Raw genomic sequence first — 16,964 nt, 5'->3', positions numbered from 1 at the left:
GCGGGCCGCTTCAGGCCGCGAGGCCGCGGATCAGGTCGGCGGCGCGCTCGGCGATCATCATGGTCGGCGCATTGGTGTTGCCGCCGACCAGGCGCGGCATCACCGAGGCATCGACCACGCGCAGGCCGGCCACGCCCTTCACCCGCAGCTGCGGGTCCACGACGGTGTCGGGGTCGGCGGCGCGGCCCATGCGGCAGGTGCCGACCGGGTGGTAGATCGATTCGGCCTTTTGCCGGATGAATTCGACGATGCCCGCCTCGTCGCGCACGTTGGCGCCCGGGAAGAGCTCCTCGCCGCGGAATGGCGCGAAGGCCGGCTGGGCCAGGATCTCGCGGCTCAGGCGCACGGCCTCCACCAGCACCTTCAGGTCGTAGCCCTCGGCGTCGCTGAGGTAGCCCGCTTCGATCACCGGCTTGTCGCCGGCGTTGGCGCTGGCGAGCGTGAGCCGGCCGCGGCTGCGCGGACGCAGGCCGCAGGCGTGCAGGGTGTAGCCGCTGCCCGGCAGGCGGTTGCGGCCGTGGTCGTCGAGCTGGGCCGGCACGAAGTGGAACTGCATGTCGGGCCGCTCGTCCTCGGCCAGGTGGCTGCGCAGGAAGCCACCGGTCTCGGCGATGTTGCTCGCGCCCGGGCCGCGGCGTCCCATCAGGTAGTACTGGAAGGCCACGGCCGCATCGCTGGCGGTGTCGTAGCTCAGGCCCTGCGTGCAGCGCTGCAGGGTGCAGATGTCGAGGTGGTCGTGCAGGTTGGCGCCCACGCCGGGCAGGTCGGCGATGACGCCGATGCCGTGGCGGCGCAGGTCGGCGGCCGGGCCGATGCCCGAGAGCATCAGCAGCTGCGGCGAGTTGATGGCGCCGCCGCAGAGGATGACCTCGCGGGCCGCGCCCTCGCAGAAGGCCTTGCCGCCGACGCTCCAGGCCACGCCGGTGGCGCGGCCCTGGTCGAAGGTGACGCGGTTGGCGCGCGCGCCGGTGACGACCCGGAGGTTGGCTCGCCGGCGCACCGGCGCGAGGTAGGCGGTGGCGCTGGAGCAGCGCGCGCCATCGCGGGTGGTGGTCTGGTACCAGCCGAAGCCGTCCTGGCGCGCGCCGTTGAAGTCGTCGGTGCGGGCGTGGCCGGCCTGGCCGGCGGCTTCGAGGAAGGCCTCGGAAAGCGGATTGCGGTGGCGCGGATCGGACACGCCCAGCGGGCCGTCGCCGCCGTGCAGTTCGCTGGCGCCGCGCTCGTTGCCTTCGCTGCGCTTGAAATAGTCCAGCACGTTCGACCACTGCCAGCCTTCCGCGCCCATCGCCGCCCACTCGTCGTAATCGCCGGCGTGGCCGCGGATGTAGCACATGGCGTTGATCGAGCTCGAACCGCCCAGCACCTTGCCGCGCGGCCACCACAGCTGGCGGCCGGCCAGTGCCGGCTCGGGCGCGGTGCTGTAGTCCCAGTTCACGCCCTTGCGGCCGACCAGCTTGGCCAGGCCCGCGGGCATGTGGATGAAGGGATGCCAGTCGCTGGGGCCGGCCTCGAGCAGCAGGACGCGACAGTCCGGGTCCTCGCTGAGCCGGTTGGCCAGCACGCAGCCCGCGGAGCCCGCACCCACGATGATGTAGTCGTACACTCGATGTGCTTCTTTCTCTATGACCGCCCGAGGCTAGGCCCCGTTTCTAGAGCAAACACTCGGCGCGGGCGTCCGGTTCCGCGAACCGTGGACAGCGTCACTGTCCGCCCGGCTGGCTGGCGGCCGGGGGCCGGGTTGGCTATCGTGCGCGCACCTTCCGCGGATCCCCGATGACCCAGGCCCCGACCACCGCCGGCCGCTTCGACCACCTGCGCGGCGCGCTGCGGGAGTTCCCGCCGCTGCTGTGGTCGTTCCTGTATTTCTTCTTCCTGCTCACGGGCTACTACGTGCTGCGGCCGGTGCGCGACGCCATGGGCGCCTCGGACGACGTGCAGGCGGTGTTCCCGCCGGGGCTGGTGGAGTGGGCGGCCGCACGCGGCCTGGTGCTGGGCGAACTGACCCTGCAGGTGCTGTTCACCGGCACCTTCATCATGATGCTGCTGCTGCAGCCGGCCTACGGCGCCCTGGTCAGCCGATACCCGCGGCGGGTGTTCCTGCCGGTGCTGTACGTGCTGTTCATCGCCTGCCTGCTCGGTTTCTACGTGCTGTTCGGTCGCGAGGTGCCGGGCCGCGGCGCGGTGTTCTTCATCTGGGTGGCGGTGTTCAACCTGTTCGCGGTGTCGGTGTTCTGGAGCTTCATGGCCGACATCTACACCGACATCGAGGCGCGCCGGCTCTACGGCTTCATCGCCGCCGGCGGCACCATCGGCGGCTTCACCGGCCCGATCATCACCCGTCTGCTGGTCAACGAGATCGGCGTGGCCAACCTGCTGCTGGTCTCGGCGGCGCTGATGGCGCTGGCGGTGGGCTGCATCCTGCGCCTGGGCCGCTGGGCGCGGCTGCGCGAGGCCGAGCGCGGCAAGGCCGGTGCCGAGCAGGCCATGGGCGGCAGCGTGCTGGCCGGCCTGCGCCTGCTGCGCGAACAGCCCCTGCTGCAGGCGATGGCGGTGATCATGTTCTTCGGCGTGGGCGTGGGCACGCTGCTCTACAACGAGCAGGCGGCCATCGCCCGCCAGTTCTTCCCCGACGTGGAGGCGCGCACGGCCTACTACGCCAACATCGACCTGGCCATCAACCTGGTGACGATCCTGGTGCAGGTCTTCCTGACCCGCACGCTGCTGGTGCGCTTTGGCGTGGCACCGGTGCTGCTGATCCCGGCGGTGGCGATCCTGCTCGGCTTCGCCGCGCTTACCGCCTCGCCGCTGCCGCTGCTGGTGGCGGTGGTGCAAGTGGCTACGCGCGCCGGCGAGTTCTCGTTGGCCAAGCCTGGTCGCGAGACGATCTACACTCGCGTCGACCGCGAAGTTCGCTACAAGGGCAAGGCCGTGATCGACACCGCCGTGTACCGCGGCGGCGACCTGTTCTTCGTCTGGGCGCACAAGTTCCTGGCGGCCTTCGGTTCGGCGGTGGTGTTCGGCACCGGCATGCTGGTGGCCGGCATCATGACGCTCGGCGCCTGGCGCCTGATCCGCGAGCAGGCCAAGCTGCCGCCCGAGCCGCGCTGAGGCGCGCCGCCCGCGGGATTTCGCGCCGCGGCAACAATTTCCCGCGCCGCTGGCGCTACCCTGTGGGCATTCCACAGGGAGCCACGCCATGAAGACCCGCGCCGCCGTCGCCCACCAAGCCGGCAAGCCGCTGACGATCGAGACCGTCGACCTCGAGGGCCCGCGCTTTGGCGAGGTGCTGGTCGAGATCAAGGCCACCGGCGTATGCCACACCGATGAGTTCACGCTCTCGGGCGCCGACCCGGAGGGCCTGTTCCCGGCCATCCTGGGCCACGAGGGCGCCGGCGTGGTGGTGGACGTGGGCCCGGGCGTGACGACGCTGAAGAAGGGCGACCACGTCATCCCGCTCTACACGCCCGAGTGCCGGCAGTGCGAGTACTGCCTCAATCCCAAGACCAACCTCTGCCAGGCCATCCGCTCCACCCAGGGCCAGGGCCTGATGCCCGACGGCTCCAGCCGCTTCAGCCTCGATGGCAAGCCGGTGCTGCATTACATGGGCACGTCCACCTTCGCGCAGTACACCGTGGTGCCCGAGATCGCGCTGGCGAAGATCCGCGAGGACGCGCCCTTCGACAAGGTCTGCTACATCGGCTGCGGCGTGACCACCGGCATCGGCGCGGTGATCTACACCGCCAAGGTGGAGGTGGGCAGCAAGGCGGTGGTGTTCGGCCTGGGCGGCATCGGCCTGAACGTGATCCAGGGCCTGCGCCTGGCCGGCGCCGACATGATCGTGGGCGTCGACCTCAACCCGGCCCGCGAGGCCATGGCCCGCAAGTTCGGCATGACCCACTTCGTCAACCCGGCCGAGGTCGGGGGCGACCTGGTGCCCTACCTGGTGTCGCTGACCAAGGGCGGCGCGGACTATACGTTCGAGTGCATCGGCAACGTCAAGGTGATGCGCCAGGCGCTCGAGTGCGCGCACAAGGGCTGGGGCACCAGCATCATCATCGGCGTGGCCCCGGCCGGCGCCGAGATCAGCACGCGGCCCTTCCAGCTCGTCACCGGCCGCAACTGGCGCGGCAGCGCCTTCGGTGGCGCCCGCGGACGCAGCGATGTGCCGAAGATCGTCGACTGGTACATGGACGGCAAGATCGACATCGATTCGCTGATCACCCACACGATGCCGCTGGAGAAGATCAACGACGCCTTCGACCTGATGCACCGCGGCGAGTCGATCCGCAGCGTGGTGGTGTACTGACATGACCCTGGAAGTGATCTCCGAGCACGGCTGCTTCGGCGGCGTGCAGGGTTTTTACCGCACGCACTCGGCGGCCTGCGGCGGGCCGATGCGTTTCGCGGTCTACCAGCCGCCGCAGGCGCGCGAAGGCCGGGTGCCGGTGCTTTTCTTCCTGGCCGGCCTGACCTGCACCGAAGAAACGGCCACGATGAAGGCGGGTGCCCAGCGGGTGGCCGCCGAGCTGGGCCTGGTGCTGGTGATGCCCGACACCAGCCCGCGCGACACCGGTTTCGAAGGCGCCACCGGCGACTGGGAATTCGGCGAGGGCGCGAGCTTCTACCTCGACGCCACCCAGGCGCCGTGGTCGTCGCGCTTCCGCATGGAGAGCCACGTCGTGCACGAGCTGCCCACGCTGGTGCGCGAGCACTTCCCGGCCGACCCGGGCCGCACCGGCATCACCGGCCATTCGATGGGCGGGCACGGCGCGCTCACGCTGGCGCTCAAGCACCCGACGGTGTTCCGCAGCGTGTCGGCCTTCGCGCCGATCGTGGCGCCGGGCCTGGTGCCCTGGGGCCGCAAGGCCTTCTCGCGTTACCTGGGCGAACACCATCGCGCCTGGGCCGAGCACGATGCCTGCGAGCTGGTGCGCCGGCGCCCGTTCGGCCGCCCGATCCTGGTCGACCAGGGGCTGGACGACAAATTCCTCGAGCCGCAGCTGCAGCCCGACCGCTTCGAGGCGGCCTGCGCGGAAGCGGGGCAGGCGCTGACGCTGCGCCGCCACGCGGGCTACGACCACGGCTACTACTTCATCGCCAGCTTCATCGAAGACCACCTGCGGCACCACGCCGCGCAGCTTTCCGACTGACGGAGACCGACCATGCACCTGCTCGCCCTCGTCCTGACCGCCCTGGTGGCGCTGCTGCACCTGGGTTTCATGCTGCTGGAGATGGTCTTCTGGACGCGCCCGCTGGGCCGCAAGGTGTTCGGGCTGGACGCCGACTTCGCGGCGCGTTCGGCGAAGCTGGCGATGAACCAGGGCCTTTACAACGGTTTCCTGGCCGCCGGCCTGCTCTGGGGCCTGTGGCTGGGCTCGCGCGGCATCTGCCTGTTCTTCCTGGGCTGCGTGGTCGTCGCCGGCCTGTTCGGCGCCGCCACCGTCAAGCGCAGCATCCTCTACGTCCAGGCCCTGCCGGCCATCCTGGCCGCCATCGCCGTCCACTACCTCTGAGCGTGGCTCAGCGCTTGGGGCTGACCCACATGGTGATGACGGCGTTGAAGACCTTTTCGCCGGCCGGGTCGAGCACGTCGACGTTGACCGGGAAGTCGTAGCCGGCGTCGGCCACGACCAGGGGCACCAGCGGCGTCGCGATGCCGCGCTGGGTGCCGACGGCGCGCTTGAGGTATTGCACCGTCATGCCCTTGGGGATCCAGCGCATGCCCTTGGGCAGCGAGGCGTCGGTCATCACGCCCGCCACCAGCTCGGCCAGGTTGCACAGCGCGATGGCGTGCACCGTGCCGATGTGGTTCTGCATACGCCGCTTGTGCGGGATGGTCGCTTCGCAGCGGCCGTTCTCGAGCAGCGTGAAGCGCGGCGACACGCTGCCGAAGTAGGGCGCCTTCAGGCACACCGCGCGGCTGAACAGCCAGTGGCCGGCCGGCCAGCGGGTGAACTTGCGGTAGAGGCGGAGCAGGGGCGTGTCGGACATGGCTCAGGCCGCGCGCGAAGCGTGGGTGGCGCCGGGCTTGGCCATGTGCAGCGAGGCGGCCTGAAGCTCGAACGGATCGAAGTCGTCGACCGTGATCGCGTCCCAGGTCATGGCGCGCAGCTCCTCGAGCTGGGCCTTCTCCTCGGCCGTGATCCAGCCCTCGGCCACGCCCTCGGCCAGCTGCGAGGCGAAGTCGAGCGCCTCGATGTCGCTGTTCTTGAGCGCCTTGAGGAACTTGCGCTCCACCGGCTCGGCCAGGATCACCTTCGGCAGGTAGCTGTCGACGCGGCCGGCCGGGTTGTTGGCGCAGGGCGTCAGGAACACGCCCTTGGCCAGGCGGTCGCGCGCGTCCGAGGGCGACATCAGCAGCGCGGCGGCGCGGCGACCCAGGCGGTCGCTCGGCGCCTGCGCGCGGCGGCCCCAGGGGAACACCAGCATCCACAGCAGCCAGCCCACCGGACGGATCGGGAAGTTGCGCAGGGCGCCCGACAGCGCCAGCTCGATCTTGTGCGCCGAGTCGTGGAAAGCCCAGGCCAGCAGCGGCTGTTCGGCCGCCGGACGACCCTCGTCCTCGTAGCGCTTGAGCATGGCGCTGGCGATGTAGAGCTGGCTGAGCACGTCGCCCAGGCGACCCGAGAGCTTTTCCTTGAACTTGAGCTTGCCGCCGAGCATCAGCATCGAGGTGTCGGCCACCAGCGCCAGGTTGGCCGAGTAGCGGTTGAGCTTGCGGTAATAGCGCTTGGTGTAGGCATCGCCCGGCGCCTTGCCGATGCGCGCGCCGACCAGGCCCAGCACCCAGCTGCGCACGGCGTTGGAGATGGCGAAGCCGATGTGGCCGAACAGGTTGGTGTCGAACTCGCGCAGCGCCTGCGCCTTGTCCGGCAGCTGGGCGGCCTGCATTTCCTTGAGCACCCAGGGATGGCAGCGGATGGCGCCCTGGCCGAAGATCATCAGCGAGCGGGTCATGATGTTGGCGCCCTCGACCGTGATCGAGATCGGCGCCGCCTGCCAGCCGCGGCCCAGGTAGTTCATCGGTCCGAGGATGACGCCCTTGCCGCCGTGGATGTCCATGGCGTCCTTGGCCACTTCGCGCGCCAGTTCGGTGGCGTGGTACTTGGCGATGGCCGAGGGCACGGCCGGTTTCTCGCCGCGGTCGACCGCGGCGGCGGTGGACTGCGACAGGGCCGAGCAGGCATAGGCGTGGCCGGCCAGGCGGGCCAGCGCTTCCTCGACGCCTTCGAAGCGGCCGATCGACAGGCCGAACTGCTTGCGGATGCGCGCGTACGCGCCGCTCACCACGGCCGCGAGCTTGGACGCACCCGAGGAGGTGGAGGGCAGGGTGATGGCGCGACCCACGCTCAGGCACTCGACCAGCATGCGCCAGCCGTGGCCGATGTAGTCTTCGCCGCCGATGAGCTGGCTCAGCGGCAGGAACACTTGCTCGCCGCGCACCGGCCCGTTCTGGAAGGCGCAGTTGAGCGGGAAATGGCGGCGGCCGACTTCCAGGCCCGGGGTGTCGCGCGGGATCAGCGCCAGCGTGATGCCGCGGTCGGATTCCTCGCCCAGCAGCTTGTCCGGGTCATGCAGGCGGAAGGCCAGGCCGATCACCGAGGCCACCGGCGCCAGCGTGATGTAGCGCTTGTCGAAGGTGAGCTTGACGCCCAGCACCTTGGCGCCGTTCCACTCGCCTTCGCAGACGATGCCGTAGTCGGGCAGGGAGGTCGCGTCGGAGCCGGCGAAGGGGCCGGTGAGCGCGAAGCAGGGCACTTCGCGGCCGTCGGCCAGGCGGGGCAGGTAGTACTCCTTCTGCTCGGGCGTGCCGTAGTGCAGCAGCAGCTCGGCCGGGCCCAGCGAGTTGGGCACGCCGACGGTGGAGCTGAGCGTGGCCGACACGGAGGCCAGCTTCTCGATCACCTTGTGGTGCGCCAGCGCGCTGAAGCCCAGGCCGCCGTACTGCTTGGGGATGATCATGCCGAAGAACTTGTTCTTCTTGAGGTAGTCCCAGATTTCCGGCGTCAGGTCGGCGTGGACGTGGGTGATTTCCCAGTCGTTGGTCATCCGGCACACCTGCTCGACCGGGCCGTCGAGGAAGGCCTGTTCCTCCGCCGTCAGTTCCGGCTTGGGCTGGGCCAGCAGCTGTTCCCACTTGGGCATGCCCGAGAACAGCTCGCCCTCGAAGCCGACGGTGCCCGCCTCGAGCGCGGTCTTCTCGGTGTCCGAGAGCGGCGGCAGGATCTTGGTGTAGAACTTCAGCAGCGGCGCCGTGATCAGCGCCTGGCGCAGCGGCGTGATGAGCAGCGGCAGGGTGCCAAGCGCCAGCAGCACCGCGGCGACGACGGTCGCGGTGAAGTTGGCGCCGGCCAGGCCGCAGGCCACCAGGCCGGTGGCGGCGACGGCGGCGAAGACCGCCAGGCGCCAGCGGTGGTAGGCCGACAACAGCACGGTCAGCAGCAGGACGAGGAAGGGCGCGAGGATGCTCATCGGGAATCTCCGTGGGTGGCCGCGTGGGGTTCGGCCAGGTCGGACAGGAACTCAATCAGGGCGTCGGTGAACGCGTCGTTGTCGTCACCGGCGACCATGTGGGTGGCCTCGGGCAGCTGCACGTGCCGCGCGTGCGGGGCCAGCTCGAGGAAGTGTTCGACGGTGCGGGCCGAGACCAGGTCGCTGCGGCCGCCGCTGACCAGCAGCACCGGCACGTCGATGGCGCGCGTGGCGTCCTCGATCGCGTCCTGCAGGCCGTCGGTGGAAGGGATGAACTCGGCCAGCAGGCGCGGATCCCAGTGCCAGCCCAGGCGGCCGTCGTCGCGGCGCACCAGCAGGTGGGCCAGCTGCGAGGGCGTCTTTCGGCTGCGCCGGTGCGGCAGGTAGGCGGCGATCTCGTCGGCGGCGTGTTCGTAGGAATCGAAGCCGTCCGGGTGCGCGGTCATGAAGCCCAGGATGCGCTCGACGCCGGAGGCCTCCCAGCGCGGCGTGATGTCCACCAGCACCAGCGCCGAGAACGCGCGGTGGCGAGACTGCGCCATCAGGCCGGTCAGGCCACCCATCGAGGCGCCCACCAGCACGGGCTGGCCGCCGAGCGCGGCGGCGGCGCGCGCGACGTCATCGACGAACTGTTCGCCGTGGTAGGCGTGGTCACTGGCGTTGCGGCCGGACTCGCCGTGGCCGCGCGCATCCCAGGCCAGGCTGGCGCGACCGGCGGCGGCGAGCCGCTGCTGCGTGGCGGCCCAGGCCTGGCGCGTCTGGCCGAAACCATGCGCGAGCACCAGCCCCGGGCCGTGGCCCGGCGTGGTGCTGGCCGCAAGGCGCAGACCATCGGCCGCTTCGAAGGCGCGGAAGGCCAGGCCGGGCAGGGCGAGGGCAGGGGCGGGATTTACCATACGGCCGAGTATGGGTTGGCTTTCCGGGCGCTGTCAATACCAGCCCGTATGGTGCATCATCGGCCCCATCCTTTAAACTTGGCAACCGTATGGTAACCCCCGCCGCCAAGATCGAACGCCCCCAGCGCCTGAGCGCCGAAGACTGGGCCCTCGCCGCGCTCGACGTCATCGCCGAACAGGGGCTGGCGGCCGTCGCCGTCGAACCGCTGGCGCGGCGCCTCGGCGTCACCAAGGGCAGCTTCTACTGGCACTTCCCGTCGCGCGAGGCCCTGCTGGTGGCGGCGCTCGAGCGCTGGGAAACCATGGAGCAGGAAACCGTGTTCGGCCAGCTCGAGGCCATCCCGGAGCCGCGCGCACGCCTGAAGGCGCTGTTCCAGCTGGTGGCGCACGAACTCAAGCCGCACGTCATCTACAGCGAACTGCTCAAGGCGCTCGACCACCCGGTGGTGCAGCCGGTGCTCAAGCGCGTGTCCGAGCGACGCATGGATTACCTCACGGCCAGCTTCCGCCAGGCCGGCATGGCGCGCCTCGAGGCGCAGCACCGCGCCCGCCTCACTTATGCCGCCTACGTGGGCTTCCTGCAGCTGAGCCTGCAGCTGGGCCAGCCGCGCCTCCACCACGATGAGTTCGAGGCCTACGTCGGCCACGTGATGGCCACGCTGATCCCGTAAGCCGCCCCCCGATTTCCCTTCAATGGCCCCGCCAGGAGCCCGTGCCGCAATGTCCAGCAAGCTTGCCAGCCTCAACGATTGGGTCGCCTCGGTCGCCCAGCTCACCCAGCCCGACGCCATCCACTGGTGCGACGGTTCCGATGCCGAGAACGCCCGCCTGGTCGAGCTGATGCTTGCCAACGGCGACCTGCTCAAGCTCAACGGGCAGACCCACCCGGACTGCTACCTGCACCGATCCAGCCCCACCGACGTGGCGCGCGTCGAACACCTCACCTTCGTCTGCACCAGCCAGCCCGCCGACGCCGGCCCGAACAACAACTGGATGGCGCCGGACGAGGCGCACGGCGAAATGGACGCGCTGTACAAGGGCTGCATGCGCGGCCGCACGATGTACGTCATCCCCTACTGCATGGGCCCGATCGACTCGCCGCTCTCGCGCTGCGGCGTCGAGATCACCGACTCGCCCTACGTCGTGGCCAACATGCGCATCATGACCCGCATGGGCGCGCCGGCGCTGGCGCGCATCGAGCGCGACGGCAGCTTCGTGCGCGGCCTGCATTCGATCGGCGAACTCGATCCGGACCGCCGCTTCATCATGCACTTCCCGGAAGAGCTGATGATCCAGAGCTACGGCTCGGGTTACGGCGGCAACGCGCTGCTGGGCAAGAAGTGCCACGCGCTGCGCATCGCCAGCTACCAGGCCCGCACCGAAGGCTGGCTGGCCGAGCACATGCTCATCGTCGGCATCGAGAACCCGCAGGGCGAGACGCACTACGTCGCCGCCGCGTTCCCGTCGGCCTGCGGCAAGACCAACCTGGCCATGCTAATCCCGCCGGAAGGCTACCGCCGCGACGGCTGGAAGGTCTGGACCGTGGGCGACGACATCTGCTGGATGCACCCGGGCGCCGACGGCCGCCTGTACGCCATCAACCCCGAGGCCGGCTATTTCGGCGTCGCCCCGGGCACCAGCGAGAAGACCAACCCCAACGCGATGGCCATGCTCAATCGCGATGCCATCTTCACCAACGTCGGCGTCACCGCCGACGGCCAGCCGTGGTGGGAGGGCATGACCTCGGGTACGCCGGCGCAGGACTGGCAGGGGCGTCCCTACGACAAGGCCGTGGGCCCGGCCGCGCACCCGAACGCGCGCTTCACCGTCAGCGCGAAGCAGTGCCCGAGCTACACCGACAAGGCCGAGGACGCCCAGGGCGTGCCGATCAGCGCCATCGTCTTCGGCGGCCGCCGCGCCTCGCTGGTGCCGCTGGTGTTCGAGGCCCGCGACTGGACACACGGCGTGCTGGTCGGCGCCGCGATGGCCTCCGAGACCACCGCCGCCGCCACCGGCGCGGTGGGCGTGGTGCGCCGCGACTCGATGGCCATGAAGCCCTTCGCCGGCTACAACTTCGGCGACTACTTCGCGCACTGGCTGTCGTTCGACAAGCCCGGCGCGAAGCTGCCGAAGATCTTCCAGGTCAACTGGTTCCGCAAGGACGCCAAGGGCAAGTTCATGTGGCCGGGCTTCGGCGACAACATGCGCGTGCTCGAGTGGATGCTCAAGCGCGTCACCGGCCAGGCCGGCGCCGTCGAGACGCCGGTGGGCAACCTGCCCGAGCCGGGCGACCTCAACACCGAGGGCCTGGGCCTGGATCCGGCCGTGCTGCAGGAGCTGCTGAGCATCGACCGCGCCGGCTGGAAGGAAGAGATGGCGCACATCGGCGAGTACCTCGACGGCTTCGGCGAGCGCACCCCGGCCGCCCTGAAGGCCGAGCGCGCGAAGATCGCCGCCCAACTGGCCTGATCCCGCGCCATCGCAAGACCCCGACGGGCCGGCCCTGCGCCGGCCCGTCGCCTTTCAGGCAGCTGTAAACCTTCCGGCGCCGGGCGGCATCCGAGTGGGTATGCTCAGCCTCGCCGTGAATCCAGCCACCACCAGCCCCGGGGCGAGCGCCACGCGCGACGAGGACCATGCCCTGGTCCGCGCCGCCGGCGAGGGCGACGTGCGCGCCTTCGAGCAGCTCTACCGCCGCCATTCGGCGCGGCTGTTCGCGGTGCTGCGCCGGCTGTGCGGGCAGGAAGCCCGCGCCGAGGAACTGCTGCAGGATGCCTTCGTGCGCGCCTGGCAGGCGCTGCCGGGCTTCCGCTTCGAAAGCGCCTTCGGCACCTGGCTGCACCGGCTGGCGGTGAACACGGCGCTGATGGACCTTCGCGCGCGCCGTGGCGCCGAGGCGCTGGAGACCGACGACGAGGCGCTGGCCTGGCAGGCCACGCCCGACAGCGCCGGCCACCGCACCGCGCTCGGCCTCGACCTCGAGCGCGCCGTGGCCAGCCTGCCGCCGCGCGCCCGCGCGGTGCTGGTGCTCTACGACATCGAGGGCTGGACGCACGACGAGATCGCCACCGAGCTCGGCATGGCGGTCGGCAGTTCCAAGGCCCAACTGCATCGCGCGCGCCAGCTCCTGCGCACGCGCCTGGGAGAAGACCATGAGTGACGAATCCCTGCGTTTCCGACTTCGGCAGCTGCCGCGGGAAATCGAGCCCCGGCGCGACCTGTGGCCCGGCATCGCCGCGCGCCTGCCCGCGCGACGCAGCCCCGCGCGGCCTTGGCCGACGCTGCTGGCGCTGGCGGCCTGCCTATGCCTGGCGGTGGGCGCCGCGGTTTACCTGCGGCCCGCGGCCGAGCCGGCGCCCGGCCTGGAGCAGGCGCTGGTCGAGCGCGAGGTCGAGGCCCTGACCCGCGAGTACGAGGCAGCCCTGGCCGAGATGGCCGGCCTGCCCGTGCCCGAGCCCCTGCTGCCCGCCCTGGCCACGCTCGACGCCAGCGCGGAGGAGATCCGCGGCGCCCTGGCCGAGCAGCCCGGCTCGACCCGGCTGCTCGACCAGCTCAAGCGCACCTACACCCGCCGCCTGGCCCTGACCCAGCGCGCCGTCCTGGGCTGAGGGCCCGGACGCAACGATATGTATAAGGAGTACGCCATGTTCCCCCGACTGATGCTGGCCGCCGGCCTGCTGTTCGCCCTGCCGGCGCTGGCCGGCACGCCCATCAACGAGACCCGGCCGCTGGCCGCCGACGGCCGCGTGTCGGTGGACAACCTCAAGGGCGAGATCATCGTGCGCACCTGGGACCGACCGGAGGTGCGCATCACCGGCACCCTGGGCGAGGGCGTCGAGAAGCTGCTGGTCGAGGGCGGCGGCGACAGCCTTTCGATCGAGGTGAAATACCCCCAGGGCGGCGGCGGCTGGTTTTCGCGTGGCACCCGTTCCGAGCCCAGCCAGCTCGAGGTGACCGTGCCGGCGAAGGCCACGCTGGACGTCGACGCGGTCAGTGCCCGGGTGGAAATCAACGGCCTGCGGGGTGGTCGCCTGACGGTGGACAGCGTCAGCGGCGAGGTCCGGGTGCGCGACAGCCGCCTGGCTTCGGTCAGCATCGACAGCGTCTCGGGCGACGTGGACGCGGCGCTGGAAAGTGCCGATATCAGCATTGACACCGTGAGCGGCGATGTCCGCCTCGACGGTGGCGCGGGCGACGAGCTCAGCGTGGAGACGGTGTCCGGCGACGCCAGGCTGCGCCTGGGCGAACTGCGGCGGGTGCGGATGGAGACGGTGTCGGGCGACCTGGAACTCGCTGCACGCCTGGCCCGCGGCGGCAGCATCGTGGCCGACTCGGTGTCGGGCAGCGTGCACCTGCGGCTGCCGGCCGACACTTCGGCCAGCCTGGCCATCGAGACCTTCAGTGGCGGCATCACCAGCCCGGTCGGCCAGGTCCAGACTGAACGCTACGGCCCTGGCAAGCGCCTCCAGTCCCGTTTGGGCGACGGCGCTGGCGAGGTGAGGGTTGATGCCTTTTCGGGCGATGTGCGTATCGAATTAACAAATAACTGATTGATTATCAAGAACTTCAGGAACCCGGGCTGCGAACGCACCCCGGGTTTTTTGCCAACTGCATCGCACTTTTCTCTATACGGACGCTTAACCCCGTTTGCTGGCCGTAAAGATTGCGTTATGCTCGGCGAGCCAAGGGGGCCTCCAATGACGGAATCCTCCTCTAGGCTTTGTCCCGAACTCTAGAGTCACCATCACTCTGACGTTGGAGAGAGAGTAAAATGTCTAATTTCAATCAGCTGTCCGGCGCGATCCGCTTCGCGCTCCTCGCCGGCGCCGCTTCGACCTTCGCGGCGGTTCCCGTCGTCGCGCAGGAGTCGGAGGACGCCGCCACCCTCGAGACCATCGAGGTCACCGGTTCCCGCATCAAGCGCGCCGACATCGAGGGCGCCCTGCCGGTTACGGTCATCGACCGCGCCCAGCTGGACGCCTCCGGTGAGGTGTCGGTTGCCGACTACCTGCGCAACACCACCTTCAACAGCTTCGGCTCGTTCCGCCCGCAGTCGGGCAGCTCGGCCCAGGCCAACGCCGGCATCAGCCTGCGTGGTCTCGGTTCCGGCCGCACCCTGCTGCTGATCGACGGCCGTCGCGCCCCGGTCGCTGCCGCCACCGGCAACTTCCAGGACATCAACACCATCCCGCTGGCCGCTGTTGAGCGCATCGAAGTGCTCTCCGACGGCGCCTCGGCGATCTACGGTTCCGACGCCATCGGCGGCGTGATCAACATCATCACCCGCAAGGACTTCAACGGCGCCGAGTTCTCCTACGGCCGTGGCATGCCGACCCGCGAGGGTGGCGACACCGAGAACGCCTCGATGATCTTCGGCGCCTCGAGCGACCGCGGCCGCGTGCTGGCCGGCGTCTCGATGAACGAGCGCGAGATCGTCTTCCAGCGTGACCGCGAGTGGTCGGCTGGCGGTATCTCCTCGTTCTCGAACGAGTACTACTTCTCGGTCGCCGCGCCGGGCAGCCTCTATGGCTTCCGTCCGGGTTCGCGCCTGCTGCACCCGACCCTGGGCTCCAAGGTCCCGGGCTTCGACTGCACCACCAACGGCTTCTTCGAGATCGGCACCGGCACCGGTAGCCGCTGCCTCTACGACTTCACCTTCGTCGCTGCCGACGAAGCCCAGGTGAAGAACCTGTCGACCTTCATTCGCGCTGATTACCAGATCAACGACGACTGGTCGACCTACATGAACGCCACGGTGACCCGCATCACCTCGTTCGGTCGCTACGCCCCGGTGCCGTCGAGCCCGTGGCCGGGCGGCGGCATCTTCATCCCGGCCGACAGCCCGAACCACCCGGCCAACATCAACCCGGCCGACCCGTACTACGCGGCCCTCGCCGGCCAGCCGGTGTTCCTGCGCCACCGCTTCGGCGCGCTGGGTAACCGCGACACCTCGATCAACGCCAACACCTACGACTTCATGGCCGGTTTCCAGGGCCGCATCGGCAAGGTGGACGTTGATTTCGGTGCCCGTTACACCGAGAACAAGGCCATCGACCTGGGCCGCGGCTACGTGGTCGCCACCCTGGCCGCCCCGCTGATCGCCGACGGCACCTACGACATCACCAACCCGTTTGGCGTGTCGACCGACGTCGCGAACTCGATGATCACCACCACGGCCCGTGAGTCCACCACGATCCAGACCGAGGTGTACGGCATCGCCAGCTTCGACCTGTTCGAAATGACCGGTGGCACCGCTTCGATGGCGGTCGGCGCCGAGTACCGCCAGGAAGACTGGTCCGACGTGTACGACTCGCTGTCGGCCTCGGGCTCGGTCTCCGGTTCGGCCGGTAACTCCGCCTTCGGCATCCGCGACGTGAAGGCCGTGTACTTCGAGGCCCTGTTCCCGCTGCTCGACAACCTCGAGCTGAACGTGGCCGGCCGCTTCGACGACTACAGCGACTACGGCAACGACTTCGCCCCGAAGGTTGCCCTGCGCTGGCAGCCGCTCGACTCGCTGACCCTGCGTGCGTCCTACGGCCAGGGCTTCCGCGCCCCGACCCTGGACATCGTTGGCCAGCAGCCGGCCTTCGGCGCCGACGGCATCGCCGACCCGGCGACCTGTATCGCTTTCGGCGCCCCCGCCGGCTGCTCGACCCAGGTCACCTCGTACACGATCGCCAACCCGAACGTGACCTCCGAGCAGTCGACCCAGTTCTCGGTCGGCGCCGCTTGGGACGCCACCGACTGGCTGAACATCACCCTCGATTACTACAACATCGAGATCGAAGACCAGCTGTCGTTCTTCGACACCGCCGACCTGGTGGCCTGCCTCAATGGCTCGTCCACCGTGTGCCCGTCGGGCGTCAGCGTCCTCCCGGCCAACCAGGTCCCGCCGCAGCCGGCCCTGGGCCTGGGCGTCGCGCGTGACCCGGTCACGCAGGCGATCCTGTACTCGCAGATCGGCTACGCGAACCTCGGCACCATCGAGACCGATGGTATCGACTTCAACGCCCGCACCCAGTTCGACCTGGGCGCTTGGGGTTCGCTGCGCAACGGCCTGCAGATCGCCTACGTGCGTAACTACGAGGTCAACGGCGCGGGTGATGTCACCGGCACCGTCGGCGCCCCGGAGTTCCGCGCCAACATGACCAACCAGTGGACCTTCGGTGACTTCGCCGTCACCTGGAACATCAACCACATCGACGGCACCGAGTCGTCGCAGGCCTCGCTGCCGGATTACGGCTATGCGCTGACCCTGCCGTCGTGGACCACCCACGACGTCCAGTTCACCTGGAACGCTCCGTGGAACGGCCGCCTGTCGGTCGGCGTGAACAACGTCGCCGACAAGGATCCGGTCCTGGATCCGCTCGACGGCAGTGGCCGTGGTTACAACTTCAACCTGTACGACGGTTATGGTCGCGTGACCTACATCAACTACACCCACACCTTCTAAGGTTGGTTGCAGTTGGCTGTATCGGGGGCCCCCGCAAGGGGGCCCTTTTTTTTGGCTCTTCACCCAAGTCCGGGGAAGGCCGCCCGGATCTTCAAGAAGAAGTAGGCGTCATCGCGGTAGCCGTAGGCCACCCGTTTGATGAC

14 protein-coding genes are annotated in these 16,964 nt (G+C 69.6%); 10 read left to right on the top strand and 4 right to left on the bottom strand.

The genetic code is table 11. The features are described 5' to 3' along the window. Positions 1-10: 10 nt before the first annotated feature. Positions 11-1,603, bottom strand: a complete 1,593-nt coding sequence (locus ABS41_RS02015) for a choline dehydrogenase (protein ID WP_290589797.1) — start codon at positions 1,601-1,603, stop codon at positions 11-13. A gap of 170 nt (positions 1,604-1,773) precedes the next feature. On the opposite strand from ABS41_RS02015, the gene ABS41_RS02010 reads away from it, so the two are divergent. The 4 genes from ABS41_RS02010 to ABS41_RS01995 all read left to right on the top strand — a co-directional run bounded on the left by ABS41_RS02010 (position 1,774) and on the right by ABS41_RS01995 (position 5,513). Next, the gene (locus ABS41_RS02010; RefSeq protein ID WP_290589795.1) at positions 1,774-3,108 is read left to right on the top strand and encodes an MFS transporter; all 1,335 of its coding nucleotides are present in this window, start codon (positions 1,774-1,776) and stop codon (positions 3,106-3,108) included. 88 nt (positions 3,109-3,196) lie between these two features. Further along, positions 3,197-4,306: an S-(hydroxymethyl)glutathione dehydrogenase/class III alcohol dehydrogenase gene (locus ABS41_RS02005; protein WP_290589793.1), complete on the top strand. Its 1,110-nt coding sequence runs from the start codon at positions 3,197-3,199 to the stop codon at positions 4,304-4,306. A gap of 1 nt (position 4,307) precedes the next feature. Beyond that, positions 4,308-5,150: an S-formylglutathione hydrolase gene (gene fghA / locus ABS41_RS02000; protein WP_290589791.1), complete on the top strand. Its 843-nt coding sequence runs from the start codon at positions 4,308-4,310 to the stop codon at positions 5,148-5,150. 12 nt (positions 5,151-5,162) lie between these two features. Then, a complete protein-coding gene (locus ABS41_RS01995; RefSeq protein ID WP_290589789.1) occupies positions 5,163-5,513 on the top strand; it encodes a DUF1304 domain-containing protein in 351 nt (116 codons plus the stop codon). Between the two features lie 7 nt (positions 5,514-5,520). Here ABS41_RS01995 and ABS41_RS01990 read toward each other — a convergent pair whose 3' ends face one another. From ABS41_RS01990 to ABS41_RS01980, 3 genes are read right to left on the bottom strand one after another with little or no spacing between them, the layout of a single operon-like run. After that, a complete protein-coding gene (locus ABS41_RS01990; RefSeq protein ID WP_290589786.1) occupies positions 5,521-5,991 on the bottom strand; it encodes a hotdog fold domain-containing protein in 471 nt (156 codons plus the stop codon). A gap of 3 nt (positions 5,992-5,994) precedes the next feature. After that, complete coding sequence (locus ABS41_RS01985) at positions 5,995-8,472, bottom strand: acyl-CoA dehydrogenase (RefSeq protein WP_290589784.1); 2,478 nt, start codon at positions 8,470-8,472, stop codon at positions 5,995-5,997. After that, on the bottom strand, positions 8,469-9,368 hold the full coding sequence (locus ABS41_RS01980; protein WP_290589782.1) for an alpha/beta hydrolase: 900 nt from the start codon (positions 9,366-9,368) through the stop codon (positions 8,469-8,471). The genes ABS41_RS01985 and ABS41_RS01980 overlap by 4 nt, the downstream gene beginning before the upstream one ends. A gap of 89 nt (positions 9,369-9,457) precedes the next feature. Here ABS41_RS01980 and ABS41_RS01975 point away from each other — a divergent pair, with 89 nt between their 5' ends. The 6 genes from ABS41_RS01975 to ABS41_RS01950 all read left to right on the top strand — a co-directional run bounded on the left by ABS41_RS01975 (position 9,458) and on the right by ABS41_RS01950 (position 16,821). Then, a complete protein-coding gene (locus tag ABS41_RS01975; RefSeq protein ID WP_290589780.1) occupies positions 9,458-10,039 on the top strand; it encodes a TetR/AcrR family transcriptional regulator in 582 nt (193 codons plus the stop codon). Between the two features lie 49 nt (positions 10,040-10,088). Further along, the gene (locus ABS41_RS01970; protein ID WP_290589778.1) at positions 10,089-11,837 is read left to right on the top strand and encodes a phosphoenolpyruvate carboxykinase (GTP); all 1,749 of its coding nucleotides are present in this window, start codon (positions 10,089-10,091) and stop codon (positions 11,835-11,837) included. Between the two features lie 100 nt (positions 11,838-11,937). Beyond that, positions 11,938-12,528 (top strand): sigma-70 family RNA polymerase sigma factor, encoded by a 591-nt coding sequence (locus ABS41_RS01965; RefSeq protein ID WP_290589776.1) that lies wholly within the window; start codon positions 11,938-11,940, stop codon positions 12,526-12,528. Further along, on the top strand, positions 12,521-12,976 hold the full coding sequence (locus ABS41_RS01960; RefSeq protein ID WP_290589774.1) for a hypothetical protein: 456 nt from the start codon (positions 12,521-12,523) through the stop codon (positions 12,974-12,976). Before ABS41_RS01965 ends, ABS41_RS01960 begins: the two co-directional genes overlap by 8 nt. A 36-nt stretch (positions 12,977-13,012) precedes the next feature. Continuing rightward, entirely contained in the window at positions 13,013-13,918 is a 906-nt protein-coding gene (locus tag ABS41_RS01955) for a DUF4097 family beta strand repeat-containing protein (protein WP_290589772.1), read from the top strand. A 221-nt stretch (positions 13,919-14,139) separates the two neighbouring features. After that, positions 14,140-16,821, top strand: coding sequence for a TonB-dependent receptor (locus ABS41_RS01950; RefSeq protein ID WP_290589769.1), 2,682 nt, complete (start codon positions 14,140-14,142; stop codon positions 16,819-16,821). Positions 16,822-16,964: the final 143 nt, after the last annotated feature.

This window comes from Arenimonas sp. SCN 70-307, assembly GCF_001724815.1.
Classification (GTDB): Bacteria; Pseudomonadota; Gammaproteobacteria; order Xanthomonadales; family Xanthomonadaceae; genus Arenimonas.
Note: the sequence above shows the minus strand (reverse complement) of the source record. Positions and strands in the feature narration are given on the sequence as shown.

What these genes read in the sequence shown, in the direction of transcription:
- ABS41_RS01960 (WP_290589774.1), top strand. Translation starts at nt 12,521, where the DNA reads ATGAGTGACGAATCCCTGCGTTTCCGACTTCGGCAGCTGCCGCGGGAA.
- ABS41_RS02005 (WP_290589793.1), top strand. Translation starts at nt 3,197, where the DNA reads ATGAAGACCCGCGCCGCCGTCGCCCACCAAGCCGGCAAGCCGCTGACG.
- ABS41_RS01965 (WP_290589776.1), top strand. Translation starts at nt 11,938, where the DNA reads ATGCTCAGCCTCGCCGTGAATCCAGCCACCACCAGCCCCGGGGCGAGC.
- fghA (WP_290589791.1), top strand. Translation starts at nt 4,308, where the DNA reads ATGACCCTGGAAGTGATCTCCGAGCACGGCTGCTTCGGCGGCGTGCAG.
- ABS41_RS01950 (WP_290589769.1), top strand. Translation starts at nt 14,140, where the DNA reads ATGTCTAATTTCAATCAGCTGTCCGGCGCGATCCGCTTCGCGCTCCTC.
- ABS41_RS01980 (WP_290589782.1), bottom strand. Translation starts at nt 9,368, where the DNA reads ATGGTAAATCCCGCCCCTGCCCTCGCCCTGCCCGGCCTGGCCTTCCGC.
- ABS41_RS02010 (WP_290589795.1), top strand. Translation starts at nt 1,774, where the DNA reads ATGACCCAGGCCCCGACCACCGCCGGCCGCTTCGACCACCTGCGCGGC.
- ABS41_RS01975 (WP_290589780.1), top strand. Translation starts at nt 9,458, where the DNA reads ATGGTAACCCCCGCCGCCAAGATCGAACGCCCCCAGCGCCTGAGCGCC.
- ABS41_RS01995 (WP_290589789.1), top strand. Translation starts at nt 5,163, where the DNA reads ATGCACCTGCTCGCCCTCGTCCTGACCGCCCTGGTGGCGCTGCTGCAC.
- ABS41_RS01955 (WP_290589772.1), top strand. Translation starts at nt 13,013, where the DNA reads ATGTTCCCCCGACTGATGCTGGCCGCCGGCCTGCTGTTCGCCCTGCCG.
- ABS41_RS01970 (WP_290589778.1), top strand. Translation starts at nt 10,089, where the DNA reads ATGTCCAGCAAGCTTGCCAGCCTCAACGATTGGGTCGCCTCGGTCGCC.
- ABS41_RS01985 (WP_290589784.1), bottom strand. Translation starts at nt 8,472, where the DNA reads ATGAGCATCCTCGCGCCCTTCCTCGTCCTGCTGCTGACCGTGCTGTTG.
- ABS41_RS01990 (WP_290589786.1), bottom strand. Translation starts at nt 5,991, where the DNA reads ATGTCCGACACGCCCCTGCTCCGCCTCTACCGCAAGTTCACCCGCTGG.